We start from the raw sequence: 25,773 nt of genomic DNA on the forward strand, positions 1-25,773 counted from the left end.
CTCGCGAAGAGGCCCGGGCAGACACCAACACCCTTCGCGCCGCCATCTGCGCTACCATGCCGAGCCGGACGCAGCAGCCTGCTGCGCGCAGGAGTCAGCATGGCCCACCCGTTTGAAACCCTCACCCCCGATCTCGTCCTGGATGCCGTTGAAAGCATCGGTTTCCTCAGCGACGCGCGCATCCTGGCGCTCAACAGCTACGAAAACCGTGTGTATCAGGTCGGTATCGAAGACTCCGCGCCGCTGATTGCCAAGTTCTATCGTCCGCAGCGCTGGACCAACGAGGCCATTCTCGAAGAGCACCAGTTCACCTTCGAACTGGCCGACATCGACATCCCGGTGGTAGCGCCGCTGATCCACAACGGCGAAACCCTGCATGAGCACGCCGGCTTCCGCTTCACCCTGTTCCCGCGTCGTGGTGGTCGGGCGCCGGAGCCGGGCAATCTTGATCAACTGTATCGCCTCGGCCAGTTGCTCGGGCGCATGCATGCGGTGGGCGGCACCAAGCCGTTCGAGCACCGCGAAGCCCTCGCCGTGCAGAACTTCGGCCATGCCTCGCTGAACACCCTGCTCGAAGGCAATTTCATTCCCAAGAGCCTGCTGCCGGCTTACGAGTCGGTTGCCCGCGACCTGCTCAAACGCGTCGAAGATGTCTACGCTGCCACGCCGCACCAGAACATCCGCATGCACGGCGACTGTCACCCCGGCAACATGATGTGCCGCGACGAGATGTTCCACATCGTCGACCTCGACGACTGCCGCATGGGCCCGGCGGTGCAGGACATCTGGATGATGCTTGCCGGCGATCGCCAGGAATGTCTCGGGCAGCTATCGGAATTGATGGACGGCTACAACGAATTCCATGATTTCGACCCGCGCGAACTGGCGCTGATCGAACCGTTGCGCGCCCTGCGCCTGATGCACTACAGCGCCTGGCTGGCGCGGCGCTGGGACGACCCGGCATTCCCGCACAGCTTTCCGTGGTTTGGCACGGAGCGGTATTGGGGCGACCAGGTGCTGGCGTTGCGTGAACAGTTGGCGGCACTGAATGAAGAACCGCTGAAACTCTTCTGATTCAAACCTGAACCCTGTGGGAGCGAGCCTGCTCGCGAAGACGTCATTTCAGGCAACATCGATGTTGAATGTCAGACCGCGTTCGCGAGCAGGCTCGCTCCCACAAGATCGCTGTTCACAATTCTATGAACATTGGTCTACGACATTCGCGGACAAATCTCCTTACAATCCCTCCTTTGTCAGCTGCCTGAGCAAGGATTCTGCATGCAAGCCGCCAACCCGCGTCGCGGGTATATTCTGGGCCTGAGCGCCTACATCATCTGGGGCCTTTTCCCGATCTATTTCAAAGCCATTGCCGAAGTCCCGGCCGTCGAGATCATCATCCATCGGGTGCTGTGGTCGGCGCTGTTCGGTGCGTTGCTGCTGATGGTGTGGAAACACCCGGGCTGGCTGCGCGAGTTGCTCGACAATCCCAAGCGCCTGGCGATTCTTGCCTTGAGCGGCACGCTGATCGCGGCCAACTGGCTGACCTACGTGTGGTCGGTGAACAACGGTCGCATGCTCGAGGCGAGTCTGGGTTATTACATTAATCCGCTGGTCAACGTGCTGTTGGGCATGGTGCTGCTCGGCGAACGACTGCGGCGCATGCAGTGGGTGGCGGTCGGGCTGGCTGCCATCGGCGTGGCGCAGCAGGTGTGGCAGGTCGGCAGTCTGCCGTGGGTGTCGCTGGCGCTGGCGCTGACCTTCGGCTTCTACGGTCTGATCCGCAAGCAGGCGCCGGTCAAGGCGTTGCCGGGGCTGGTGGTGGAGACCTGGATGCTGGTGCCGATCGCGATTGCATGGTTGCTGTTCAATCAGACTGCCACGAGTGTGCAGCCGGCCTTCTGGACCACCTCCGAAGCCTGGTGGCTGGTGGCCGCCGGCCCGGTGACACTGGTGCCGCTGGTGTGTTTCAACGCCGCCACCCGCCACTTGCCCTACACCACCATCGGCTTCCTGCAATACATCGCGCCGACGCTGGTGTTGCTGCAAGCCGTGCTGCTGTTTGGCGAGCATTTGTCGTCCAGCACGCTGGTTGCGTTCATGTTTATCTGGGCCGGCCTGGCGGTCTATAGCGTTGATGCGTGGATAAGTTTGCGCCGGCGCGCCTGATCAAAAAACGCACAAACCTCTGCAGGCCACGGTTCTCGTGGCCTGCATCGTTCCTTCCCAAGCTTATCCACAGCGTGATCCCCGCCGTTTGTGCGCAAGTCACTGAATGCTGGCGGTTTTTTGATCAACCTGCGCAAAGCCACGGCCGGCGTGGCGTGGCGGTCTGTCTCTACAGGTTATCCACAGGCAGGTGCACGTTAAACCTGAATAACCCTGTCTGCGCTAAACCTCTGTGCGTAACACCAGTTCGACCATCAGATCATCGGCCAGGGTTTCCAGGCGCGCCTGCAGAACGTCGAGCGACAAGGTGAGTGGCACCGCCAGAATCGCCTCGGCGTGAAACAGCGGCTCGCTGCTCATCGGCGCCGGGCGCACCTCAGTTACCAGTCGCTCCAGGTTCACACCCTGCTCGCTCAACAGCCGAGTGATATCGCGGACGATACCCGGTCGGTCATTGCCGACCAGTTCCATAGTGATCGGTTTCCACGTGCAGGACTGCTCCACTCCGCTTTCGGCTATCAGTACCCGAATGCCATGGGCCGACAGCGCTTGCAGGGCATCGACCAGTTCGTCGTAAGCCTCCGCCGGCACGCCCACGCGCAGAATCCCGGCGAACTGCCCGGCCATGCGTGACATGCGGCTTTCCAGCCAGTTGCCGCCGTGCTCGGCAATGCATTGGGCGATGCGCTCGACCTGCCCGGGCTTGTCCGGGGCGAAAACGGTGAGTACGAGATGGTCCATGGCGCAGCCCTCTTGTCATGACTTTTGTTATCGAAGGGCAAGTATAGGCAAGCGGATTGATTCAGCCTGACCCAGTGCTGGCAGATGATGACCTGTGGCGAGGGGATTTATCCCCGTCCGGCTGCGCAGCAGTCGTGAGTCCTGCCAATTGGGTCTGCCAGCCGGACCGCAGGGGGCGGCTTCGCCACCCAACGGGGATAAATCCCCTCGCCACAAATCGTTACACCCAAATTGCTCCTTAGCAGGCCCACAGTAATTATGTGTACAACTTTCGATATTTAACTGGAACAATCCAATGCTTTTTTGAGAACATCCCGTTCCGCGACGTGACCGCAATGCGTCATGAGGTCGCAGAACGACGTAATTAGTCTGATTTTCACAAGCGCAACTCATCATGTAGTATGCCGCAGCGCGCACTACATAACGCTGGATCGATGTCTGCCCAAGGCCCTTCGCAATCCTGAAAGCCCCGTCAGCAAGGCCTCCAAGCCGTTGATTGGTCCTAGCCCAGCCGCCAGTAATGGCATGTACTGGTCCGCAGGTTTGTGGTTTAAATGGCCAGAAGCTTCATTGTTAAATTGACGAGCTGAAAAGCGAAATAGCTGAGCAGAGTGAGGCAAGCAATGACTGAACACGTTCAAGTCGGTGGCCTGCAGGTCGCCAAAGTCCTGTTCGACTTCGTGAACAACGAAGCCATTCCCGGTACCGGCCTCACCGCCGAACAATTCTGGGAAGGTGCCGACAAGGTCATTCATGACCTGGCGCCGAAGAACAAAGCCCTACTCGCCAAACGCGATGACTTCCAGGCGCGCATCGATGCCTGGCATCAGCAGCATGCCGGCCAGGCGCACGACGCCGTGGCCTACAAAGCTTTCCTGCAAGAGATCGGTTATCTGCTGCCAGAAGCGGCTGATTTCCAGGCGACGACGCAAAACGTCGACGATGAAATCGCCCGCACCGCCGGCCCGCAACTGGTCGTGCCAGTAATGAATGCGCGCTTTGCGCTCAACGCCTCGAACGCCCGCTGGGGCTCGCTGTACGACGCCCTCTACGGCACCGACGCGATCAGCGAAGACGGCGGCGCGGAAAAAGGCAAAGGCTACAACAAGGTGCGTGGCGACAAAGTCATCGCTTTCGCCCGTGCCTTCCTCGATGAAGCCGCACCACTGGCCGCTGGCTCCCACGTCGATTCGACCGGCTACAAAATCGCTGACGGCAAACTGGTCGTCACTCTGAAGGGCGGCAGCAACAGCGGCCTGCGCGATGACGCTCAGTTGATCGGCTTCCAGGGCGACGCCAACGCGCCGATCGCGGTGCTGCTCAAGCACAACGGCCTGCACTTCGAAATCCAGATCGACGCCAGCACCCCGGTCGGCCAGACCGACGCCGCCGGCGTCAAAGACATCCTCATGGAAGCGGCGCTGACCACGATCATGGACTGCGAAGACTCCGTGGCCGCCGTTGATGCCGACGACAAAGTGGTGATCTACCGCAACTGGCTCGGCCTGATGAAGGGCGACCTCGCGGAATCCGTGTCCAAGGGCGGCCAGACCTTTACCCGCACCATGAACCCGGATCGCACCTACACCGCGCCCAATGATGGAGAAGTGACCCTGCACGGTCGTTCGCTGTTGTTCGTGCGCAACGTCGGCCATCTGATGACCATTGATGCGATCCTCGACAGCCAAGGCAACGAAGTGCCGGAAGGCATTCTCGACGGTCTGGTGACTTGCCTGGCAGCAATGCACAACCTCAACGGCAACACCTCGCGGCGCAATACCCGCACCGGTTCGGTGTACATCGTCAAACCGAAAATGCACGGCCCGGAAGAAGCGGCGTTCACCAACGAGCTGTTCGGGCGCATCGAAGACGTCCTGCGCCTGCCGCGCAACACCCTGAAAGTCGGGATCATGGACGAGGAGCGCCGCACCACGGTCAACCTCAAGGCTTGCATCAAGGCGGCCAGCGAGCGTGTGGTGTTCATCAACACCGGTTTCCTCGACCGCACAGGCGACGAAATCCACACCTCCATGGAAGCCGGCCCTGTCGTGCGCAAGGCGGACATGAAGACCGAGAAGTGGATCGGCGCCTACGAGAACTGGAACGTCGATATCGGTCTGAGCACTGGCCTGCAAGGTCGTGCGCAAATCGGTAAAGGCATGTGGGCGATGCCGGACCTCATGGCCGCGATGCTTGAGCAGAAAATCGCTCACCCGCTGGCCGGCGCCAACACTGCCTGGGTGCCATCGCCGACTGCCGCTGCGCTGCACGCGCTGCACTACCACAAGGTTGACGTGTTTGCGCGTCAGGCCGAACTGGCCAAACGTGCGCGCGCCTCGGTGGACGACATCCTGACCATTCCACTGGCAGTGAACCCAAGCTGGACGCCAGAGCAGATCAAGAACGAACTGGACAACAACGCCCAGGGCATTCTCGGTTACGTGGTGCGCTGGATCGACCAGGGTGTCGGCTGCTCGAAAGTACCGGACATCAACGACGTCGGCTTGATGGAAGACCGTGCGACGCTGCGTATCTCCAGCCAGCACATCGCCAACTGGCTGCGCCACGGTATCGTCAGCCAAGAGCAAGTGATGGAAAGCCTCAAGCGCATGGCGCCGGTGGTTGACCGCCAGAACGCCAACGACCCGCTGTATCGCCCGCTGGCACCGGACTTCGACAGCAACATCGCCTTCCAGGCGGCAGTCGAACTGGTCATCGAAGGCACCAAGCAACCGAACGGCTACACCGAGCCGGTGCTGCACCGTCGTCGTCGCGAGTTCAAGGCCAAGAATGGTCTGTGACTTGAGTTGATGGTTGGAATGAAAAAGGCCCTGATCGAGAGATCAGGGCCTTTTTGTTTTTGAGGTGGATTGATCGTTCCCACGCTCTGCGTGGGAATGCAGCCCGGGACGCTCCGCGTCCCACAACTGCGGACGCGGAGCGTCCATTGATGCATTCCCACGCAGAGCGTGGGAACGATCATCTGCTGGGCAACGGGATGTATCTTAAGGCTCGATGCCCAATTCATGCTTCACCAACTCAAGCAGCTTCCCCGTATCAATCGGCTTGAGCAGAAAATCCACCACGCTCAAGTGCATCGCTTCGATCGCATCTTTCACGTCGGCATCGCCGGAGACGATGATGATCGGCATCGCTGCCCGTACCGATTCACGCACTTGGCGAATCAGCTCGAGGCCATCGACATTGCCCATGCGCAGGTCGGTAATCACCAGACCGATCGAAGGCTTTTCATCGAGCATTTTCAGCGCGGTTTCACCGCTGGCTGCGGTCATGCAGCGAATGCCGTCCAGCGCGAGAATCTCCGACAACAGCTCGCGGGCGTCCTTGTCGTCGTCGACGATCAGGACACGCTGCGGCGGCAGATCAGGTTCGAGCATCACTGCGCTGAGCGCTTCCCGCTCGGCGTCGCTCAAAATATCGTGGTCGGACATGGCGCTCTCTAAATGTTCAAACAATCCCTGGCAAGTCGTCAGACATCACCGGACAGCGCTTCAATGTGCACTTCGTCGGAATTTTTTCCAAGTGGCTAGCGCAAGCTTTTCCGAGCTTTTGCGTAGGTTATTTCCGAAAATCGGCCAATGGTGGCAAAACCTAGACTTACGTCCAATGGGCACCCTGCCCGCCGGGGCCGACCATGGTCGCAACGATCCGACAACAACAATTCGAAAAAGACTGCGGTAATGGTTATGAGCAAAGCGGACGCCTTCACCCAGGCAGGGAAAACCGCGGTGTTGCAGAACATTCAGGGCACCCTGCAATTCCTCCAGCGCTTCCCGCCCTTCAATCAGATGGAACACGCCCACCTCGCCTATCTGGTGGAGCAATGTCAGCTGCGTTTTTTTGCCCAGGGCGAAAGCATCATCAAACCGGCCGACGGCCCGGTGGAACACTTTCATATCGTCAAACAGGGTCGGGTGGTCGGCGAACGCCAGCACATCACCAAACCCGGCACCGAGACCACCTTCGAAATCACCACCGGCGAATGCTTTCCGCTGGCGGCTCTGCTCGGTGAACGCGCCACGCGCACCGAACATCTGGCGGGCGAAGACACCTTCTGCCTGCAACTGAACAAACTGGCGTTCATCAAACTGTTCGCCCTCTCCAGCGCCTTCCGCGACTTCGCCCTGCGCGGGGTGAGCAGCCTGCTCGATCAGGTCAACCAGCAAGTCCAGCAAAAAGCCGTGGAGACCCTCGGCACCCAATACTCGCTGAACACTCGTCTCGGTGAACTCGCGATGCGTCATCCGGTGACCTGCAGCGCCGAGACGCCGCTGCGTGAAGCGGTGAAGCTGATGCACGAGCAACAGGTCGGCAGCATCGTCGCAGTGGATGAGCACAAGGCACCGCTGGGGATTTTCACTCTGCGCGATTTGCGCCATGTGGTCGCCGAAGGTGTCGGCGATTTCAGCGACGCCATCGAACAGCACATGACTCGATCACCGTTTTATCTGTCGCCGGATCACAGTGCCTTCGATGCGGCGATCGCCATGACCGAGCGGCACATTGCTCACGTCTGCCTGGTCAAGGATCAGCGCTTGTGCGGCGTGGTGTCCGAGCGTGACCTGTTCTCCCTGCAACGGGTCGATCTGGTGCACCTGGCCCGGACCATCCGCAGCGCGCAACGGGTCGAACAACTGGTGACCTTGCGCGGCGAGATCGGCCAACTGGTCGAGCGCATGCTCGCCCACGGCGCGTCGTCGACGCAGATCACTCACATCATCACCCTGCTCAACGATCACACGGTGTGTCGGGTGATCGAACTGACCCTCGCCGAAAAGGGCGACCCGGGCGTGCCGTTCAGCTGGCTGTGTTTCGGCAGCGAGGGTCGGCGCGAGCAGACGCTGCACACCGACCAGGACAACGGCATCCTGTTCGATGCCCGCGATGCCGCGCACGCAGCAGAGATTCGCGGCAAGCTGCTGCCGATTGCCCAGCAGATCAACCAGAGCCTGGCGCAGTGCGGTTTCACTCTGTGCAAGGGCAACATCATGGCCGGCAATCCCGAGCTGTGTCTGTCGCGGGCCGAATGGGCGCGGCGCTTCGCGGCGTTCATCCGCGAAGCCACGCCGGAGAACCTGCTGGGCTCGAGCATTTATTTCGACCTGCGCGTGGTCTGGGGCGATGAGCAAGGCTGCGAGCAATTGCGCCGGGGCATCCTCGATCAGGTCGCTGACAACCGTCTGTTCCAGCGCATGCTGGCCGAGAACGCGCTGCGCAATCGCCCTCCCGTTGGGCGCTTCCGTGAATTCGTGCTGGCCCGCAAGAACGGTGAGAAGGCCACGCTGGATCTGAAAATCCAGGGCCTGACGCCGTTCGTCGACGGTGCCCGTTTGCTGGCGCTGGCCAACGGCATCGACGCCAACAACACCCTCGAACGCTTTCGCCAACTGGTCGATAAAGAGGTCATCGAGCCGCTCGACGGCGCGGCGTATGAAGAGGCCTATCACTTCATTCAACAAACGCGGATGCAGCTGCATCAGTTGCAGACCCGGGAGAACCAGCCGTACTCCAACCGCGTCGATCCCGACAGCCTCAATCACCTTGACCGGCGCATCCTGCGCGAATCCCTGCGGCAGGCGCAGCGCCTGCAAAGCAGCCTGAGCTTGCGGTATCAGCTATGAGCCTGTTCTCCTGGCTACGCCCGGCCAGCCCCGTGGTGTCGGCGGATTTGCAGCAGCGGCTGGCGAAGCTGCCGGCGCTTGCCGGACTGAGCGAATGCAGCCTGCGCGAGCAGCGCTGGGTGGTGCTGGACCTGGAAACCACCGGCCTGAATATGAGCAAGGATCGGGTTCTGTCGATCGGCGCGGTGGTGATCGAGGACGGCGCGATCGATTTCCGTCAGCAGTTCGAACGCACCTTGCAATGCCGCGAATTGAAGCTCAGCCCCAGCGTGCTGATTCATGGCCTCGGCCCTAGTGCAATTGCCGCAGGCAGCGACCCAGCGGAAGCGTTGCTGGAGTTGCTGGAGTTCATCGGCGACAGCCCGGTGCTGGCGTTTCATGCGCCGTTCGATCAGCACATGCTCGGGCGCGCAGTGAAGGAACACTTGGGGCATAAGCTGCAGCATGTGTTTCTGGATGTGGCGGACATTGCGCCGCTGTTATGTCCGCAGGCGCAGATTCGCGAGGCGGGGCTGGATGAGTGGATCGAATGGTTCCGGCTTGAAGTGTTCGAGCGGCATAACGCGAGTGCCGATGCGCTGGCCACGGCGGAGTTGGCATTGATTCTGTTCAGCCGGGCGCGGGCGCAGCAGATTTACAGTCCGTTGCAGTTGCAGCAGCGGTTGAGCCAGTGGAAGCGGCGGCAGCAGGCGCCGTCCTTTTAGAATCATTCAGATCAAAAGCCCCTCATCGGAACGCCGCCCGCCCAGCCCTCTCCCGGAGGGAGAGGGCGCCGATCGTGGTGTCTGAAGCCTTATATCGACCTGAAAGACCGAGTCGATTGAGGAATCGCTGAAAATCGTTCAGGTCGGTGTACCTTCAGAATATCCCCCGATCAGTCCCCTCTCCCTACGGGAGAGGGCTAGGGTGAGGGGCTGCCCTTGATTCATCACCTGACCAGTGGCCAATTGCTAACCATTCCCACCTCTGCCAGAATCGCGAACTATTCTCGTTAGTTAACATTTCCCAATCGGTGATGTCCGGTGTCGTCAGTGCCCAACCCCCACAGTGAGCTCGTCGGTGCGATGTATCGCGACCATCGCGGTTGGCTGCTGGCGTGGTTGCGGCGCAATGTGGCGTGTCCGCAGCGTGCCGAAGACCTGAGCCAGGACACCTTCGTGCGCTTGCTCAACCGCGACGAACTGCTTACGCCGCGCGAACCTCGGGCGTTTCTGGTGGCGATCGCCAAAGGCCTGTTGTTCGACTACTTCCGCCGCGCCGCGCTGGAACAGGCCTACCTCACCGAACTGATGCTGATCCCCGAAGACGAGCAGCCTTCGGTGGAAGAACAGCAAATGATCCTCGACGACCTCAAAGCCATCGATCGCCTGCTCGGCAAGTTGTCGACCAAGGCCCGCGCGGCCTTCCTGTATAACCGCCTCGACGGCCTCAGCCACGCCGAAATCGCAGACAAACTCGGTGTCTCGGTACCGCGCGTGCGGCAGTATCTGGCCCAAGGCCTGCGCCAGTGCTACATCGCCCTGTACGGTGAGCCGACATGACGGCGGCCAGTTCGCGCCCGGTGCCGGCGCATGTGCTGGACGCGGCGATTGCCTGGCAATTGACCCTCGATTCGAGCACCGCGCTGGAGCGTGAAGAATTCGCTAAATGGCATGCGGCCCATGAAGAACACGCCCGCGCCTGGCGTCAGTTGGGCATGCTCGATCAGCGCTTCAGCGTCGCCAAGGGCCCGGCCCGAAGCGCGTTGCTGCAATCGCGCGAAGGCATTCGCCGGCGCGTGCGCAAACTCGGCAGCGGGCTGGCCAGTGTCGTGGTGATCATCGGGCTCGGGCTGTTTGTCAGTGAGCGCTACCTGCCGCTGGATTACTGGCTCGCCGATCAGCGCACCGCCACCGGTGAACAGCGCACCGTGCGCCTGTCCGACGGCACTCTGCTCAACCTCAATACCCACAGCGCGGTCGACGTACGCTTCGATGACGAGCGCCGCTTGATCGTGTTGCAGGAAGGCGAAATTCTCGTCGAGACCGGGCATGGCGACGCGCGGCCGTTTATCGTCGAAACCCGCGAAGGCAGCATGCGCGCGCTGGGCACGCGGTTTCTGGTCAAGCGCGAGGACGATGGCACACGCCTGAGCGTGTTGCAGTCGGCGGTCGCGGCCCATGCCCAGGCCAACCCGCAAGAATTGGTTCTGCGCGAAGGCCAGCAGGTGCTGTTGCGCAGTGACGGGCTGGGCTCGATTGCCGCCCTCGCCCCCGGCGCCGATGCCTGGACGCGCGGCATGCTGGTGGTGGACAACGCCCGGCTGGGCGATCTGGTGCACGAGTTGGGGCGCTATCGTCGCGGGCATCTGGGCGTGGCGCCGGAAGTGGCCGATCTGCGCATTACCGGCAGTTTTCCGTTGCATGACACCGACAAGGCACTGAGTGCATTGCTGCCGACTCTGCCGGTGCAGATCGAGCGGCATACGCCGTATTGGGTCACCGTGGCGAAGGCGGAGCCCTCCGCCCCTTGACATGATCGTTCCCACGCTCTGCGTGGGAATGCAGCCCGGGACGCTCTGCGTCCCTGCCGAAGCGGACGCAGAGCGTCCAATGAGGCATTCCCACGCGGAGCATGGGAACGATCAATGTGGGAGCGAGCCTGCTCGCGAAGGCGACATCAGCCGCACAACCATTTCCTGCAAAAAGAATTTCCACCCAGCCCTATCACTTTTCCAATCTCGTCCGGCACACAGGCAATTGAGAAATATTTCCATTCAGGAGCCGCCGTATGTCCCGTTCGCCAGACACCTTGTTGCGCCCCAGTCTGCTGGCTTTTGCCATCGCTTTCGGCACGCCGCTGATCAGCAGCCCGTTGCTCGCCGCTGAGCAAGCGTCCAGCGTGCGCGCCTACAACCTGCCGGCGGCGCCGCTGTCGACCACCCTGAACCAGATCGCCAGCCAGGGCGGCCTCGCCCTGTCGCTCAATCCTGCGCTGGCCGCCGGCAAAACCTCGGCGCCGGTCAACGGCCAGTACGACGCCGCCGGTGCCCTGCGCGCGGCTTTGCGCGGCACCGGTCTGCAGCTGGAACAGAGCAGCGCCGGCACTTACACCCTGGTGGCCGTGCCAGAAGGCACGCTGGCCCTGCCGGAAACTTCGGTCATCGGCGTGGAAAACTTCGAAAGCGCCTGGGGCCCGGTCGAAGGCTACACCGCGACTCGCACCGCCGCCGGCACCAAGACCGACACCGCGCTGGTCGAAGCACCGCGTTCGATTTCGGTGGCAACCCGTCAGCAAATGGACGACCGCAGCGTGCACAGCCTCGATGACGCGGTGCGCTACATGCCGGGCATCACCGCCAGCAGCTACGGCAGCGACACCCGCGCCGACTGGCTGCGCGTGCGCGGTTTCGAACCGACCCAGTTCCTCGATGGCCTGCCGCTGCCCAAAGGCGTGTACGCCAACCCGAAACAGGAAACCTGGAACCTCGACCGCCTCGCCCTGCTGCGTGGTCCGGCCTCGTCGGTGTACGGCCAGACCCCGCCGGGCGGTTTGCTCGACATGGTCAGCCGCCGTCCGAGCGCGGAGGCCAGCAGCGAAATCCAGCTGCAATACGGCAGCGACAATCACCGCCAGATTAACTTCGCCAGCACCGGCAAGATCGATGAGGCCGGGCAGTTTCTCTATGGCCTCAGCGGCGTGGTGCGCGACAGCGGCACCCAGGTCGATCACGTCGACAATAAGCGCTACAACATCGCGCCGAGCCTGACCTGGAACATCGATGACGACACCAAACTCACCCTGCTGAGCCAGTTCACCCGCGACGACACCGGCATCACCAGCCAGTTTCTGCCGATCCAGGGCACGAAGATCAAATCGCCGCTCGGTGATATTTCCCATCACAAGAATCTCGGCGATCCGGATTGGGAATACTACGACCGCACCTACTACGCGTTGGGTTATGCCTTCGAACATCGGTTGAACGATGTCTGGCAGTTCAAACAGAACCTGCGCTACACCAAGTCGGACCTGTCGTTCCAGTCGCTGACACCCGGTTCCTACCCGTTCACCACCGTGGATGCAGAGGGCAACGTCGGCCGCACCAGCACCAGCGTCGACGAAGACATCAGCCAGTTTGCCGTGGACAACAACTTCCAGGCCGACTTCGCCACGGGTGACATTCGCCACACCTTGCTGCTGGGTCTGGATCACCAGCGCAGCAACACCAACTACACCTCGATCTTTGGCGATGGTCTGCAAACCAACGTCATCAACCCGATCTACGGCCAGCCGATCTTACGTCCAGCACGCTCCACCGCGTTTTACGACTACAACCAGAAGACCTACCAGACCGGTCTCTACGTGCAGGACCAAATGGCCCTCGATCAGTGGCGCCTGACCCTCGGCGGCCGTGAAGACTGGGTCCACACCAGCACCCAATTCATCAACCAGAGCGACGCCACCAACACCCAGCGTGACAAGAAATTCAGCGGCAACGCGGCGCTCAGTTACGTCTTCGATAACGGTTTCGTGCCGTACCTGTCCTACGCCGAATCCTTCCAGCCGACCACGGGTGCCGATGCCACCTCGACCGGCTCGCTCAAGCCAACCGAAGGCAAGCAGTGGGAACTGGGCATCAAATACCAGCCTCCGGGCAGCAAGACCCTGCTGACCGCCGCCGTGTATGACCTGACCCAGAAGAACGTCGCGGTGAACACCTTCGTCAACAACGTCTCGGTGACCAGCCAGACTGGCGAAGTGAAGGTCAAAGGCCTGGAGCTCGAAGCCGTGTCGGATGTGACCGACAACCTCAAAGTCATCGCCGCCTACACCCTGGCCAAGTCCGAAGTGCAGAAAGGCGTCGACAAGGGCAACCGCCTGCAACTGATGCCCAACCAACAAGCCTCGCTGTGGACCGACTACACCTGGCACGCCGGCGTGCTCGACGGTTTCGGTATCGGTGCCGGCGTGCGCTACACCGGCAACACCTACGGCGACAAGGCCAACACCTGGCTGGGCAAGGCCGATGCCTATACCGTGTTCGACGCCAGCGTGCATTATGATCTCGGCCGTCTGGACAACAGTCTCAAAGGTGCATCGCTGGCGGTGAACGCGACCAACCTGTTCGACAAGGACTACATTTCCACCTGCGACAGCTTCTACTGCTACTACGGCGACCAGCGCAGTGTCGTCGCCAGCGCCACTTACAAGTGGTAAGCCAGTGAGCTGAAACAGGCCCTGTTCCCAGGCCGTCCGTACCGGACGGCTTCGGTGTTTTTGAAGGTCATGCAATGAAAAGTAAAACCATCCGCCGCTGGTCGTTCATTCACACCTGGACCAGCCTGATCTGCACGGTATTTCTGCTGATGCTGGCGCTGACCGGTCTGCCGCTGATTTTCAGCCACGAGATTGATCACGCGCTGGGCAACGCCCCGGAGCTGCGCGAGATGCCGGCCGACACGCCGCAACTCGACCTGCAGCAACTGGTCGATGCCGCGCAGAAACATCGCCCGGGCGAAGTCATGCAGTACTTCGGTTATGACGACGAAGAGCCGAACGCGGCGTTCGCGATCATGGCCAGGACGGCCGACACCGAGCCGAATTCTTCGCACACCTTCATGCTCGATGCGCGCACTGGCGAAGCGCTGGAAACCCCTTCGGCCAACGGTGGCTTGATGCTGTTCATCCTGCGCCTGCACGTCGACATGTTCGCCGGGCTGCCGGGCAAGCTGCTGCTGGCGTTCATGGGTCTGTTGTTTGTCGTGGCGATCGTGTCCGGCACGGTGCTGTACCTGCCGTTCATGCGCCGCTTGAAATTCGGCACCGTGCGCCAGGACAAATCGACAAGACTGCGCTGGCTCGACCTGCACAATTTGATCGGCGTCGTCACTTTGACCTGGTGCCTGGTGGTGGGCGTGACCGGAGTGATCAGCGCCTGCGCCGACCTGCTCATCGCTGCCTGGCGCAACGACGCGTTGACCACGCTGATCGCGCCGTATCGCGATGCGCCGCCGCTGACCCAACTGGCGCCGGCTACGCGGCTGCTCGACATCGCCGAGGAAGTCGCACCGGGGATGAAGCCGGATTTCATCGCCTTCCCCGGCACCCGTTTTTCCAGCGAGCACCATTACGCGGTGTTCATGAAGGGCGGCACGCACCTGACCTCGCATCTGCTGACGCCGGTGCTGATCGATGCCACGACGCTGCAAGTCACCGCCGTGGCCGAACGGCCGTGGTACATGGACGCCATGGGCATGTCGCAACCGCTGCATTTTGGTGACTACGGCGGCATGCCGATGAAGATTCTCTGGGCAACCCTGGATGTGCTGACAATCATTGTGTTGGCCAGTGGCGTTTACCTTTGGGTAGTGCGGCGCAAGGCGGCCAAGCCTGTTCTGGAAACGGCGGAGGCCTCGGCATGAAGCCGCGTCAGTCGAGTTTCTGGAAGGTCTTCAGCACACCGATCGTGATCGCCCTGCTCAGTGCGGCGGGGCTGTTTGCGGCGTTGCTGGGGGATGGAATCTGGGATGCCTTGAGCTGGGTCGGGCTTGGCGTGCCGGCATTTCTGGCGATAAGAGGTTTTCTGCCGCGAAGCTGAGAATCCCTTGTGGGAGCGAGCCTGCTCGCGAAAGCGCCCGGACCCTCAACATCAAAGTCGACTGTCACGACGCCTTCGCGAGCAGGCTCGCTCCCACATGGGTTCTGCGCCGGACGCGAGCAGGCTATGCTGCCCGATCATTGTCCTGATCGAGACCTTGCCCATGTCCGCCCCCAGCATGACCCTGTACCACAACACCCTGTCGCCCTTTGTCCGCAAGGTCATGGTGCTGCTGCACGAAACCGGTCAGCAGGATCGTGTCGCGCTGCAGGACTGCGTGCTCAGCCCGGTCAGCCCGAACCCGGAGCTGATCGCCGACAACCCGTTGAGCAAAATCCCCGCCCTGCGCCTGGCCGATGGCAATGTCATCCATGACAGCCGCGTCATCCTCGAGTACCTCGACCAGCAGCACGTCGGCAATCCGCTGATCCCCCGTGAAGGTGCGGCGCGCTGGCGGCGCCTGACCCTGGCGTCGATGGCTGACGGGATCATGGATGCCTCGGTGATGGTGCGTTATGAAACCGTCCTGCGCCCGGTGGAAAAACACTGGGACGAATGGCTCGACGCCCAGCGCGACAAGATCCGCCGCGCCCTCGCCGTGCTGGAGAGCGAAGCGATTGCCGAGCTGACCAGCCACTTCGATGTCGCGGCGATCAGCGTGGCCTGCGCTTTGGGCTATCTGGATCTGCGCTTCCCGGACATGGACTGGCGTGCAGCCAATCCGCAACTGGCCAACTGGTATTTCGAGGTGAGTCAGCGACCGTCCATGGTGGCGACGATGCCCAAGCCTTAGATCTGGGCTGCCTGTTCCGGCCTCTTCGCGAGCAGGCTCGCTCCCACAGTTGACCACATTCCAATGTGGGAGCGAGCTTGCTCGCGAATGCACCAACTCGGTTTCGGAGGTAGTGACGCAATAAGCAGCGTCACCAAAACCTCCGCTTCCCGCTGTTCCTCGCGTAACCCAAGCCACCCGCTCATTGCATCGCCTCCACGTCAAACTCCAGCGGCCTGGCCGGCTTCAAACCAATCCCGTACCAGTCCAGTTTGCGGGTCAGCACCATGAACACCCCGAGCAGACCGAACAACATCAGCGAGCCCATCAACAGCGCGTAATCCTCGGCGCTGAGCAAGCCGTACAGCAGGCCATACAGCGCCGCCAGCCCGGCCGAGAAACTCAAGCCATGCCGCGCGCTGCGCAGGACGTGGCTGACATAGAAACCGATCAACAACACGCAGCCACTCGCCGACAACAGATACGCCAGCGCAAAACCGATGTGTTCCGACAGCGACAACAGCAGCAGGTAAAAGAACGCCAGCGCGACACCGACCAAGGCATATTGCACCGGGTGCACCGCCAGGCTCTTGAGCACTTCGAAGAGGAAGAAACCGGCGAATGTCAGGACGATGAACAGCAGCGCATATTTGATCGCCCGATCGCTTTTCAGGTACTGATCCACCGGATCGATGAAGCTCACGCCGAAGCTGCGGCCGTTGAGTGCATCACAGTCGCCAGCGACGCAGCGCTCCATCGCCTCTTGCAGGTTGGTGGAGAAAAACGAGGTCTGCCAGTCGGCGCTGAAACCCTGATCGTTGATCTCGCGCTTGGCCGGCAGGAAGTTGCCGACGAAGCTGGGGTGCGGCCAATTGGCGGCGAGGCTGACGCTGCTGGTCTTGCCCACCGGCACCACCCGCAGCGAGCCGGTGCCTTGCAGGCGCAGGTCGAAACCGAAGGTCAGTTGCGTGGCTTTGCTGGCGTCCAGTGCCGGTAGCGTCACGTGTACGCCCTCGCCGATCCAGGCCACTTCGCTGCCGGGCACGAAGTCCAGTTGCTGGCTGCCTAGCTCGAGTTTCAGCGCGTTTTCGATGCCGCGAATATCGCTGATACCGACGGCAAGGAACGGCGCGTCGAATTGGTAATCGGCAAAATTCTCCTTGATGCCCAACTGCGCCGGCAGGGAAAAATGCCCATCGATGCGGTTGTCGGCGTGGAACAGCCGTGCCTCGTAAATGCCGCGTTTGCGCAGTTCGGTTTGTACTTGCCCGTCGAGCTCGAAACGCTCCGGCAGAAAGTACAGACGCCCGCGCGCTTCGCTGACTTCTTCGTAGCGCTTGTTGGTTTTCTCGTTGGTTTTCCAGGTGCGCACCACCTTGCGATACGGCACTACCATCACCGGCCCGGTCAGTTGCTGGCTGTAACTGGAGCTGCGCGCGATGTCTTCGAGCACACCGTCGCGCAGTTGCTGACGCTCATCGATGATGCCGTCGATCATCAGCAACGGGATCAGCAACAGCAGGATCAACAAAGCAATCGCGCCGAGTTTGATGGTCAGATTCTTGTTCATGGGACTCTCCCTGTTTGGATGGGAGGAGTCTGCTGATGCGGTGTGGTGGCAGTGTGGGGGGAATATGGAGATTGTGTGGAGAATGCATTCCCTGTGGGAGCGAGCCTGCTCGCGAAGGCAGCAACGGGGTCTCACGGCAAGCGCAATACCACCTCAACCCCGCCCTCGACATTGCCAATGCGCATCACCCCGCCATGCAGCTTGACCACTTCTTCAACGAAGTTCAGCCCCAGCCCGGTGCTCTTGCGTCCGCTGTCCGGACGCGGCAACGAGTAGAAGCGTTCGGTCAAACGCGGCAAGGCGTAATCAGGAATCGGCGTGGTCTGGTTGAACAGGCGGAACTCGACCTGCTCGCCAACACGCTCGGCACGCAAGCGCAACAAGCCCTGCGCCGGAGTGAAATCAAGCGCGTTTTCCAGCAGATTGCCCAACGCCTGGCGCAGCAGAAACCGCTCGCCAACCAGCAGCAGATCCTCGCCGATCGCTTGCTCGACGCGCGGTTGTTTGCCCTCGATCCGCGCGGCCTGCGCCTTGAGCAGTTCTGCGACCAACGGCGCCAGCGGCACTGCCACCCGTTCTTCCAGCCCTTGGCGTTGCTCGACCTGAGCCAGGTTGAGCAGGCGCTCGATCAACTGCTGCATTCGCGCGCTTTCGCTGTCGATGTTGCTGACAAAGCGCAAACGCTGGACGGCCGGCATATCACTTTGCAGCAGCTCCGCTGCGCCCCGGATCGCCGCCAGCGGACTTTTCAATTCATGGGTCAGGGTGTGCACGTAGCGCTCGACGTAGGCCTTGCCTTCGAGCTGCGTGCGCATCTGCTCGACCGCCGTCGCCAGTTGCTCCAGTTCGCCGCCGCGATAGTGCGGCACTTCCACGCGCCGGCCTTCGCTCACCGCCTGGGCATAACCGGTCAAACGGTGCAGCGCGCGGCTGAGCCACCATGAGAGCAAGGCGCCGAAGAGCAGGCCGAGGCCGATCAGTCCGGCGCCGTAAAACAGCAAGCGCCGCTCGGTGCGATCGACGTAGGGTTGCAGCGAACTGTTGGGCTTGGCCACGGTGACCACGCCGATAATCTTGCCGTTGTCGCGGATCGGCGCGCCGACGTGCATCACTGAAGAGCTCGGATCGTCAGGATCGCTACGGCTGGAGCGCGCGCCGTACTCGCCGCGCAGGGTCAGGTAGACGTCGTTCCAGCGCGAATAATCCTGGCCGACTGCGACGCCGCTGGAGTCGAGCACGACGATGCCCTTGGCGTCGGTGACGTAGATGCGGTGGTTGACCTGGTTTTTCGGCAAGCCCCAGATGGTCGCTTGCGGCTGCCGCTCGCCATAGGCACGGAGCAATTGCGGCCAGCGGTTCTCGCTGAGGGTGCCGGCCTTGAAATCGTCGCGCAGGATTTCTGCCATCAGGTTGGCGGTGTCCACCAGCGTCTCTTCGGTGGACTGACGCACGCCGGGGCGGATTTCTTCCATCACCGTGTTGAGGACGAAATAACCGGTCAGGCCGACAAACAGCACATACACCAGAAAGATTCGCAGCCCCAGCGACATCAGCTGTGCCCCGGGCTATAGCTGTAACCGAGGCCGCGATGGGTCTGGATCGGCTCGGCCTCGGCACGTACCAGGCGCAACTTGGCGCGCAGGCTTTTGATGTGGCTGTCGATGCTGCGCTCGTAACCGGCGTCGGCCGCTACGCCCAGCGCATCGAGCAATTGCTCGCGGCTGAACACCCGCTCAGGTTGTTCGAGCAGGCATTGCAACAAGCGGAATTCATGGCGGGTCAGGCTCAGCGGCTGGCCGCGATAGCTGATCTGCACGCGTTCAGCATCGATGCGAAACAGCGTTGAGCCTGCTTCCAGGGTCGGGCGCGGCGCCATGCGCTTGAGGATGGCTTTGACCCGCGCCGCCACTTCACGCGGGCTGAACGGCTTGACCACGTAATCGTCGGCACCGATCTCCAGGCCCACCACGCGGTCGATCTCGGCGTCGCGGGCGCTGAGAAACAGCACCGGCACTTCCGTGAAGCGTCGCAATTGCTTGCAGGTTTCGAAGCCGCTGATGTCCGGCAGGCCGATATCGAGAATGATCAGGTCGGCCGGTGTCTGCCGCTGATGCTCCAGCGCCGCTGCGCCGAGGTTCAGCCACGTGGTGCTGAACCCCTCGCCCTGCAAGGCAAAAATCAGTGTGTCGGCAATCGCCGCTTCGTCTTCGACAATCAGGATGTGCGGCATGGCGTCCGAGCCCGTGGCAGTTAGTGCGCGAACGGTGCCCCAAGCCCGGGGTTACGTCAATCAGACCACTTAGCAGTCAGGCTTGTCGGCGGTGTAACGCCGCGCCGGATTGACCGCCGCGCCGAACTCGCGCAGGGCCTTGGCGCCGATCAGCAGCGGATAGTTGAAGTGGCTGCGGTCGGTCAGATTCACCTCGACAGTGCGTTTGACGTTGCCCAGGCACAGTTCCAGATCGACCACCGGGCGCTTGGCGACATCGCTGCTGTCGCGCTCTTCATCGTCCTCGTCGGAACGGCTTTTAATCTTGCTGATCCGCGCGACCTTGTGCTCGAAAACCTTGTTGCTGGCGTCCTTGGTGGCGAGGCGGAAACGCACCCAGTCTTCGCCATCACGGGTGAAGGTCTCGATGTCCTTGGCCGACAGCGAGGCGGTCAGCGCGCCAGTGTCCATCTTGGCCTTGAGCACTTCGCCACCGATTTCCGGCAGCGCGATGTATTCGTAGCGACCGTACAGCGTCGGCTCGGCGGCCATGACCGGCAGCGCAACGAGGGCAAACAGAGCAAGGAGGGATTTCACGTAAGGGGCTTCCTTGGAAATTGAGGGCGGCGGACTGGAGTTTTAGACACGCGCCGAGTTATTCGTTCGCTTCGGTCCTCTTCGCGAGCAGGCTCGCTCCCACATTTGAAATGCATTCCCCTGTGGGAGCGAGCCTGCTCGCGAAGAGGCCAGTGCATTCAGATCGAATCTTGAGCGAAGCATACCCGGCAAAAAGTGAAACATTCGTCAGCGCCGATTTGGCCTGCTGCGCGAAGCTGCTTATCATGGCTCGCCCCTGCCACTTCATAGAGTTGCTTATGCGCCGCCTGCTCACCGGCTGTTTCGTCACCCTGCTGCTGTTGCTCAACACCCTGATCCTGATCGGGCCGTTGATGGTGTTCGCCCTGCTCAAGCTGGTTGCACCTGGGCGCTGGCGGGATTACGCATCGGGGGCGGTGATGTGGATCGCCGAGACCTGGGCCGAGATCGACAAGCTGATCTTCCGGCTGTGCATCCCGACGCAGTGGGACATTCGCGGCGGCGACGATCTGCGCCGCGACACGTCCTATCTGGTGGTCAGCAACCATCAATCGTGGGTCGACATTCCAGCACTGATCCAGACCCTCAACCGGCGCACGCCGTTCTTCAAGTTCTTTCTGAAGAAAGAGCTGATCTGGGTGCCGTTCCTGGGCTTGGCGTGGTGGGCGCTGGATTACCCGTTCATGAAGCGCTACACCAAAGCCTTTCTGGTGAAGAACCCCGAGCTGGCGGGCAAGGATCTGGAAATCACCAAAGCGGCGTGCGAGCTGTTCAAGCGCCAGCCGGTAACGGTGGTGAATTATCTGGAAGGCACGCGCTACACCTTGGCGAAAAGCACCCAGCAGGAATCACCGTTCAACCACTTGCTCAAACCCAAGGCCGGCGGCGTGGCGTTCGTGCTGGCGGCGATGGGTGAACAACTCGACGCGATGCTCGATGTGACGGTGGTGTATCCGCAGGACAAAATCCCGGGCTTCTGGGATCTGATCAGCGGCAACGTGCCGCGAGTGATCATCGACATCAGGACCCGCGAACTCGACCCGGCGCTGTGGCAGGGCGATTACGAGAAAGATCCGGCCTTTCGCCAACACGTCCAGAGCTGGGTCAACCAGCTCTGGACCGAGAAGGATCAGCGCATCGTCGAGCTGCGCAACGAGCGCCGCTGACTCAGGTGCCCGTGCCGACACCCCAGATGCTGCCCAGGCTGCTCAACAGCGAACCGCCGACGCCCTGCTGACCGAGGTATTGCAGCAGCACCGGGGCAAACTGGCCGATCATGCCGCTGTCCATGCCCAGCGCGCTGAACGCGTTGTTGAGGTCGTTGCTGTCTTTGACATTGCCCAGTGCATTCTCAAGGCCTGCGGACTTGCCGGACGAACCGAGCAAAGCCCCGAGCGCCGCCAGATTGCCGCTGCCACCGGACAACTTGTCGATCCCCGGCACTTCCTTGGCCAGTTGCGAATAGTCGGTGCTGCTCAACTGATTCTTCGCCAGCCCGAGCATCGCACTGGTACCGCCAACGGCCTGCTCCGGCGTGACGTCCAGTGCACTCAGAGCACTCAACAAACCAGCGGTCTCCGAGGTCGGCGCCGAAGCAGCCGCCTTGTCACCACCCTGCATCCCCGCTACCGCACCGGCCACGTCGTTCAAACTGAAACCGGCAAACACCGGCCCGGCGGCCAGAGTCAGGAGCGATGCCAGGGCAAAACCGCGTGAAATCTTCATTCAGACATCCTCTTATTTCTTGGGCTCCATCAACAGGCGGAGCTGCGCCTTTTGACCGGAGACTCAATGAGCTGTTCCAGAACCGGGAAATGATATTAGTCCGGCCGACCACTGCTCGCGATAAAACCCACCCGATTCATTCCTAATGGTTCTCATAAACTGTCATATATGACAGTAGTCGTCGCAATTCTTCCGGGGCATGGTTGACCTTCAACTCGCCAAGGAAATGGAATCATGCGTATCGCAAGACTATTCACGCCGCTCTGTTTAGCAGTTACTGCAGGCCTCGCACAGGCAGACACCTGCCCCGTGCTTTCAGGCATGCAAGAGGCCAGGGATGGTTCTGAGCTCAAGGACAGCTTCGGTAGAATCTGGAAGGTGGCGAATCCGAACGAGCTGAAAATCAACAGGGGCACTGAGTTTGAAAGCGTTACGCACATTACCGAAGACGAAGACGAAACCGGTCCAATCCTGGTCAATCAGATAAGTTGCCGTTATGGAAACATTGCCTTGGTAGCAGATGTCGCTCACTTCGAATCGACATCCAGCGATTGGACGAAAACCGGTCAATGCACTGTTTCGTTAACTCAGTGCTCCTACAGCACGAATGAATAACGATTAGCGGAAATGAAAAAGGCGGCATTTCGGCCGCCCTTTTTGTCACCTTGATCCGTTACGCCGCACTGAACAACTTATGCGGATCAATCACAAACTTCTTCGGTACGCCGGCATCGAACTCGCCGTAACCTTCCGGCGCCTGATCGAGGCTGATCACTTGCACGCCGACCACTTCGGCAATGTTGATGCGGTCCCACATGATCGCCTGCATCAGTTGGCGGTTGTACTTCATCACTGGCGTCTGGCCAGTGTGGAAGCTGTGGGATTTGGCCCAGCCCAGGCCGAAGCGGATGCTCAGGCTGCCCATTTTCGCCGCGGCGTCGACGGCGCCCGGATCTTCGGTGACGTACAGGCCCGGGATACCGATCTTGCCGGCAACGCGCACCACGCCCATCAGTGAGTTGAGCACCGTGGCCGGGGCTTCGGCCTTGACGCCGTCGTGGCCGTGGCCGCGTGCTTCGAAACCGACGCAGTCCACCGCACAGTCGACTTCCGGCTCGCCCAGCAGCGCGGCGATCTGTTCGTGCAGCGGGGTGTCCTTGGACAGGTCGACGACCTCAAAGCCCTGGGCCTTGGCGTGTGCCAGGCGGATGGTGTTGACGTCGCCGACAATCACCACCGCAGCACCGAGCAAGCGTGCGGAAGCGGCAGCGGCGAGGCCGACCGGACCGGCGCCGGCGATGTACACGGAGCTGCCCGGGCCAACACCGGCAGTGACGGCGCCGTGGTAACCGGTCGGGAGGATGTCGGAGAGGCAGGTCAGGTCGCGGATTTTCTCCATGGCCTTGTCGCGATCCGGCAGTTTCAGCAGGTTGAAGTCGGCGTACGGCACCAGCACGTATTCGGCCTGGCCACCGGTCCAGTCGCCCATGTCGACGTAACCGTATGCGCCGCCGGCACGGGCCGGGTTGACGGTCAGGCAGACGCCGGTGTGTTGCTCCTTGCAGGAACGGCAGCGCCCGCAAGCCACGTTGAACGGAACAGAGACCAGATCGCCGATCTTCAGGTTTTCGACGTCGGAGCCCTTTTCGATCACCTCGCCGGTGATTTCGTGACCCAGCACCAGACCGGTCTGCGCCGTGGTCCGACCGCGCACCATGTGTTGGTCGGAGCCGCAGATGTTGGTAGAAACCACTTTAAGAATGACCCCGTGCTCGATCTTGCGACCACGCGGGTCCTGCATTTTCGGATAGTCGATTTTCTGTACTTCGACCTTGCCAGCGCCGAGATACACCACACCACGATTGCCAGACATGCCATCACCTCTATATTTGTTGTTGGGTAGAGAGTTGATTGAGCTTCAAGCGGCAAGCTACAAGCCGCAAGAAGTGTGCTGACCGCTTGTTCTTGCGGCTTGGAGCTTGGAGCTTGCGCTAAAGAACGACAGTTCTGTTGGCGTTCAGGAACACCCTTCTTTCGATGTGATACCCGACCGCCCGCGCCAAGGTCAGGCCTTCGATATCCCGGCCCTTGGCAATCAAGTCTTCGGGATAATGACTGTGATCCACCGCCTCGACGCCCTGGGCGATGATCGGCCCTTCATCGAGATCGTTGTTGATGTAATGCGCCGTCGCGCCAACCAGTTTCACGCCCTTGTTGTAAGCCTGGTGATACGGTTTGGCGCCCTTGAAGCCCGGCAGCAGGGAGTGATGAATGTTGATCGCCTTGCCGTCGAGCTTGCGGCACAGCTCCGGCGACAGCACCTGCATGTAGCGGGCGAGGATCACCAGTTCGGCACCGGCCTCTTCGATCACCTGCCAGACCTGACGCTCCTGCGCCGGTTTGTCATTGGGGTCGAGAGGGAAATGGTAGTAGGGAATCTGATGCCAGTCGGCCAACGGCTTGAGATCCGGATGGTTGGACACTACCGCCGCGACGTCCATAGACAACTGGCCGATGCGCTGGCGATAGAGCAAGTCGTTGAGGCAGTGATCGGCCTTGGAGACCATGATCACCACTTTCGGCCGGTAGTTGGGCGCGGTCAGCTCGAAGAGCATGCCGAACGCCTGTCCGCGCTCGGCCAGCCCGGCGCGGAAAGATTGTTCGTCGAAACCATCAGGCTGACGGAATTCCACGCGAATGAAGAAGCGCCCCGAGAGGCGGTCATCGAACGAGTGGTGCTCGGTGACATAGCAGCCCTGCTCGAACAGAAAACGCGTGACCGCGTCCACCGTGCCGAGGACGCTGGGGCAGTCGGCGGTCAGAATCCATGTGTCTGGGGCGCGGCTCATATTTTTTCCTCTGATCGTTCCTACGCTCTGCGTGGGAATGCCGCCATGGACGCTCTGCGTCCGCTCTTGGGACGCGGAGCGTCCCGGGATGCATTCCCACGCGGAGCGTGGGAACGATCATCTATCTGCTCCCTTTCCCCTCTCCCCCTTGGGGGAGAGGGCTGGGGTGAGGGGGTAGCTTTTGATCTTTCAGGCCTGAACGCTAAGGCCGTACTCGGCCGAAGCATCCTGCAACCACAACCACCAGTAATCCGAGAAACTGCGCCGGATCAGCAGTTCCCAGGTGTCTTCGGCGGTATGACGAATCATCAGCTGCGATTTGGCGAACACCGTGCCCACCGCTTTACCGACCGGAAAGTTGTTCGGGTGCACGTCATAGCTGGTGGATTTCATCAGCACCTGACGCACGTTCGGCCCGCTCAGCTCGAGGATCTGCTGGCCGCCGCTGACGTTGACGATAGCAATGTGCAGATCGCCCAGCGCTTCACGCAGTTTCTGCTCGGCGGCGAATTCTTCGCCGCTTGGCACGATCAGCAGCCACTCGTCCGGGCCCATCCATTGCAGGCTGGTTTCGCCTTTGACGATCACGCTCAGCGCGCCGGGCAATTCAATGCCCAACGCTTTGTGCACACCGGCCGCGAAGGCTGCATCGTGGCCATCGCCACGAATAGTCAGGTGGCCGAGGAGTTTCTTTTCCCGCACGATCACGCCGGCATTCTTGCGGCCCTTGCCGACCAGGCTGGCGAGGTCGGCATGGTGCAGCGACGACTCGGCACGGGCGCCGGTGGTCGGGCGTTGCTGGTAAACATTGGCTGTGGTCATAAAGCACCTTCTGAATTCTGTTGGTTCCTGTGGTAGCTGTGCCGCCGCCTTCGCGAGCAGGCTCGCTCCCACAGGGGAACGCGATCGAATGTGGGAGCGAGCC

23 protein-coding genes are annotated in these 25,773 nt (G+C 61.3%); 13 read left to right on the forward strand and 10 right to left on the reverse strand.

Annotated elements, in window-relative coordinates; genetic code table 11:
• Positions 1-99: 99 nt before the first annotated feature.
• Both D8U82_RS28130 and rarD read left to right on the forward strand, forming a co-directional pair.
• Entirely contained in the window at positions 100-1,074 is a 975-nt protein-coding gene (locus D8U82_RS28130; RefSeq protein WP_177434135.1) for a serine/threonine protein kinase, read from the forward strand.
• A 204-nt stretch (positions 1,075-1,278) separates the two neighbouring features.
• Positions 1,279-2,166, forward strand: coding sequence for an EamA family transporter RarD (rarD, locus tag D8U82_RS14575; RefSeq protein WP_016772855.1), 888 nt, complete (start codon positions 1,279-1,281; stop codon positions 2,164-2,166).
• Between the two features lie 222 nt (positions 2,167-2,388).
• Here rarD and D8U82_RS14580 read toward each other — a convergent pair whose 3' ends face one another.
• Entirely contained in the window at positions 2,389-2,907 is a 519-nt protein-coding gene (locus D8U82_RS14580) for a glycine cleavage system protein R (protein ID WP_130888262.1), read from the reverse strand.
• A gap of 623 nt (positions 2,908-3,530) precedes the next feature.
• Between D8U82_RS14580 and D8U82_RS14585 the strand changes: the two genes are divergently transcribed.
• The gene (locus tag D8U82_RS14585) at positions 3,531-5,708 is read left to right on the forward strand and encodes a malate synthase G (RefSeq protein ID WP_130902413.1); all 2,178 of its coding nucleotides are present in this window, start codon (positions 3,531-3,533) and stop codon (positions 5,706-5,708) included.
• A gap of 204 nt (positions 5,709-5,912) precedes the next feature.
• Here the strand turns inward: D8U82_RS14585 and D8U82_RS14590 are convergent, their stop codons facing one another.
• On the reverse strand, positions 5,913-6,359 hold the full coding sequence (locus D8U82_RS14590) for a response regulator (RefSeq protein ID WP_016772851.1): 447 nt from the start codon (positions 6,357-6,359) through the stop codon (positions 5,913-5,915).
• A gap of 255 nt (positions 6,360-6,614) precedes the next feature.
• Here D8U82_RS14590 and D8U82_RS14595 point away from each other — a divergent pair, with 255 nt between their 5' ends.
• The 8 genes from D8U82_RS14595 (at position 6,615) to D8U82_RS14635 (ending at position 15,919) form a co-directional block, all read left to right on the forward strand.
• Positions 6,615-8,549 (forward strand): DUF294 nucleotidyltransferase-like domain-containing protein, encoded by a 1,935-nt coding sequence (locus D8U82_RS14595; protein ID WP_347238805.1) that lies wholly within the window; start codon positions 6,615-6,617, stop codon positions 8,547-8,549.
• Entirely contained in the window at positions 8,546-9,253 is a 708-nt protein-coding gene (locus D8U82_RS14600) for a 3'-5' exonuclease (RefSeq protein ID WP_130902415.1), read from the forward strand. Before D8U82_RS14595 ends, D8U82_RS14600 begins: the two co-directional genes overlap by 4 nt.
• A 360-nt stretch (positions 9,254-9,613) precedes the next feature.
• Positions 9,614-10,090, forward strand: coding sequence for an RNA polymerase sigma factor (locus D8U82_RS14605; RefSeq protein ID WP_189691481.1), 477 nt, complete (start codon positions 9,614-9,616; stop codon positions 10,088-10,090).
• Positions 10,087-11,061, forward strand: coding sequence for a FecR family protein (locus D8U82_RS14610; protein ID WP_016772847.1), 975 nt, complete (start codon positions 10,087-10,089; stop codon positions 11,059-11,061). The genes D8U82_RS14605 and D8U82_RS14610 overlap by 4 nt, the downstream gene beginning before the upstream one ends.
• Positions 11,062-11,318: 257 nt before the next feature.
• Positions 11,319-13,745 carry a TonB-dependent siderophore receptor gene (locus D8U82_RS14620; protein WP_130902417.1) on the forward strand — a complete coding sequence of 809 codons (2,427 nt, stop codon included), beginning with the start codon at positions 11,319-11,321 and terminating at the stop codon, positions 13,743-13,745.
• Positions 13,746-13,819: 74 nt separating this feature from the next.
• Complete coding sequence (locus D8U82_RS14625) at positions 13,820-14,950, forward strand: PepSY-associated TM helix domain-containing protein (RefSeq protein ID WP_130888269.1); 1,131 nt, start codon at positions 13,820-13,822, stop codon at positions 14,948-14,950.
• On the forward strand, positions 14,947-15,126 hold the full coding sequence (locus tag D8U82_RS14630; RefSeq protein ID WP_016772844.1) for a hypothetical protein: 180 nt from the start codon (positions 14,947-14,949) through the stop codon (positions 15,124-15,126). Before D8U82_RS14625 ends, D8U82_RS14630 begins: the two co-directional genes overlap by 4 nt.
• Before the next feature lie 163 nt (positions 15,127-15,289).
• A complete protein-coding gene (locus D8U82_RS14635; RefSeq protein WP_051600799.1) occupies positions 15,290-15,919 on the forward strand; it encodes a glutathione S-transferase in 630 nt (209 codons plus the stop codon).
• Between the two features lie 181 nt (positions 15,920-16,100).
• On the opposite strand, the gene creD is transcribed toward D8U82_RS14635, so the two are convergent.
• From creD to D8U82_RS14660, 4 genes are all read right to left on the reverse strand, one after another.
• Positions 16,101-17,468: a cell envelope integrity protein CreD gene (gene creD, locus D8U82_RS14645; RefSeq protein WP_125925482.1), complete on the reverse strand. Its 1,368-nt coding sequence runs from the start codon at positions 17,466-17,468 to the stop codon at positions 16,101-16,103.
• Between the two features lie 131 nt (positions 17,469-17,599).
• Positions 17,600-19,018, reverse strand: coding sequence for a two-component system sensor histidine kinase CreC (gene creC, locus D8U82_RS14650; protein ID WP_130902418.1), 1,419 nt, complete (start codon positions 19,016-19,018; stop codon positions 17,600-17,602).
• On the reverse strand, positions 19,018-19,698 hold the full coding sequence (creB, locus tag D8U82_RS14655) for a two-component system response regulator CreB (RefSeq protein ID WP_016772840.1): 681 nt from the start codon (positions 19,696-19,698) through the stop codon (positions 19,018-19,020). Before creB ends, creC begins: the two co-directional genes overlap by 1 nt.
• Positions 19,699-19,767: 69 nt before the next feature.
• Complete coding sequence (locus D8U82_RS14660; protein WP_016772839.1) at positions 19,768-20,274, reverse strand: ATP-dependent zinc protease; 507 nt, start codon at positions 20,272-20,274, stop codon at positions 19,768-19,770.
• Positions 20,275-20,552: 278 nt separating this feature from the next.
• Between D8U82_RS14660 and D8U82_RS14670 the strand changes: the two genes are divergently transcribed.
• A complete protein-coding gene (locus tag D8U82_RS14670) occupies positions 20,553-21,440 on the forward strand; it encodes an acyltransferase (RefSeq protein ID WP_130902420.1) in 888 nt (295 codons plus the stop codon).
• 1 nt (position 21,441) lies between these two features.
• Here the strand turns inward: D8U82_RS14670 and D8U82_RS14675 are convergent, their stop codons facing one another.
• Entirely contained in the window at positions 21,442-21,999 is a 558-nt protein-coding gene (locus D8U82_RS14675; protein WP_130902421.1) for a DUF2780 domain-containing protein, read from the reverse strand.
• Positions 22,000-22,233: 234 nt separating this feature from the next.
• On the opposite strand from D8U82_RS14675, the gene D8U82_RS14680 reads away from it, so the two are divergent.
• Positions 22,234-22,614 (forward strand): hypothetical protein, encoded by a 381-nt coding sequence (locus tag D8U82_RS14680; RefSeq protein WP_130902422.1) that lies wholly within the window; start codon positions 22,234-22,236, stop codon positions 22,612-22,614.
• A gap of 58 nt (positions 22,615-22,672) precedes the next feature.
• On the opposite strand, the gene fdhA is transcribed toward D8U82_RS14680, so the two are convergent.
• From fdhA to soxG, 3 genes are all read right to left on the reverse strand, one after another.
• Positions 22,673-23,872, reverse strand: coding sequence for a formaldehyde dehydrogenase, glutathione-independent (fdhA, locus tag D8U82_RS14685; RefSeq protein ID WP_016772834.1), 1,200 nt, complete (start codon positions 23,870-23,872; stop codon positions 22,673-22,675).
• 118 nt (positions 23,873-23,990) lie between these two features.
• Positions 23,991-24,848 carry a formyltetrahydrofolate deformylase gene (purU, locus tag D8U82_RS14690; protein ID WP_039757644.1) on the reverse strand — a complete coding sequence of 286 codons (858 nt, stop codon included), beginning with the start codon at positions 24,846-24,848 and terminating at the stop codon, positions 23,991-23,993.
• Between the two features lie 189 nt (positions 24,849-25,037).
• Entirely contained in the window at positions 25,038-25,670 is a 633-nt protein-coding gene (gene soxG / locus D8U82_RS14700; protein WP_016772832.1) for a sarcosine oxidase subunit gamma family protein, read from the reverse strand.
• Between the last annotated feature and the right edge of the window lie 103 nt (positions 25,671-25,773).

It is taken from the genome of Pseudomonas sp. Sample_23 (assembly GCF_004307595.1).
GTDB classification, from domain to species: domain Bacteria; phylum Pseudomonadota; class Gammaproteobacteria; order Pseudomonadales; family Pseudomonadaceae; genus Aquipseudomonas; species Aquipseudomonas atacamensis.

Coding starts and splice junctions, on each gene's coding strand:
- D8U82_RS14610 (WP_016772847.1), top strand. CDS start 10,087: ATGACGGCGGCCAGTTCGCGCCCGGTGCCGGCGCATGTGCTGGACGCG.
- D8U82_RS14590 (WP_016772851.1), bottom strand. CDS start 6,359: ATGTCCGACCACGATATTTTGAGCGACGCCGAGCGGGAAGCGCTCAGC.
- D8U82_RS14620 (WP_130902417.1), top strand. CDS start 11,319: ATGTCCCGTTCGCCAGACACCTTGTTGCGCCCCAGTCTGCTGGCTTTT.
- creD (WP_125925482.1), bottom strand. CDS start 17,468: ATGAACAAGAATCTGACCATCAAACTCGGCGCGATTGCTTTGTTGATC.
- D8U82_RS14630 (WP_016772844.1), top strand. CDS start 14,947: ATGAAGCCGCGTCAGTCGAGTTTCTGGAAGGTCTTCAGCACACCGATC.
- D8U82_RS14625 (WP_130888269.1), top strand. CDS start 13,820: ATGAAAAGTAAAACCATCCGCCGCTGGTCGTTCATTCACACCTGGACC.
- D8U82_RS14680 (WP_130902422.1), top strand. CDS start 22,234: ATGCGTATCGCAAGACTATTCACGCCGCTCTGTTTAGCAGTTACTGCA.
- D8U82_RS14605 (WP_189691481.1), top strand. CDS start 9,614: ATGTATCGCGACCATCGCGGTTGGCTGCTGGCGTGGTTGCGGCGCAAT.
- D8U82_RS14675 (WP_130902421.1), bottom strand. CDS start 21,999: ATGAAGATTTCACGCGGTTTTGCCCTGGCATCGCTCCTGACTCTGGCC.
- D8U82_RS14600 (WP_130902415.1), top strand. CDS start 8,546: ATGAGCCTGTTCTCCTGGCTACGCCCGGCCAGCCCCGTGGTGTCGGCG.
- creB (WP_016772840.1), bottom strand. CDS start 19,698: ATGCCGCACATCCTGATTGTCGAAGACGAAGCGGCGATTGCCGACACA.
- rarD (WP_016772855.1), top strand. CDS start 1,279: ATGCAAGCCGCCAACCCGCGTCGCGGGTATATTCTGGGCCTGAGCGCC.
- soxG (WP_016772832.1), bottom strand. CDS start 25,670: ATGACCACAGCCAATGTTTACCAGCAACGCCCGACCACCGGCGCCCGT.
- creC (WP_130902418.1), bottom strand. CDS start 19,018: ATGTCGCTGGGGCTGCGAATCTTTCTGGTGTATGTGCTGTTTGTCGGC.
- D8U82_RS14585 (WP_130902413.1), top strand. CDS start 3,531: ATGACTGAACACGTTCAAGTCGGTGGCCTGCAGGTCGCCAAAGTCCTG.
- D8U82_RS28130 (WP_177434135.1), top strand. CDS start 100: ATGGCCCACCCGTTTGAAACCCTCACCCCCGATCTCGTCCTGGATGCC.
- D8U82_RS14595 (WP_347238805.1), top strand. CDS start 6,615: ATGAGCAAAGCGGACGCCTTCACCCAGGCAGGGAAAACCGCGGTGTTG.
- purU (WP_039757644.1), bottom strand. CDS start 24,848: ATGAGCCGCGCCCCAGACACATGGATTCTGACCGCCGACTGCCCCAGC.
- D8U82_RS14670 (WP_130902420.1), top strand. CDS start 20,553: ATGCGCCGCCTGCTCACCGGCTGTTTCGTCACCCTGCTGCTGTTGCTC.
- D8U82_RS14580 (WP_130888262.1), bottom strand. CDS start 2,907: ATGGACCATCTCGTACTCACCGTTTTCGCCCCGGACAAGCCCGGGCAG.
- fdhA (WP_016772834.1), bottom strand. CDS start 23,872: ATGTCTGGCAATCGTGGTGTGGTGTATCTCGGCGCTGGCAAGGTCGAA.
- D8U82_RS14635 (WP_051600799.1), top strand. CDS start 15,290: ATGTCCGCCCCCAGCATGACCCTGTACCACAACACCCTGTCGCCCTTT.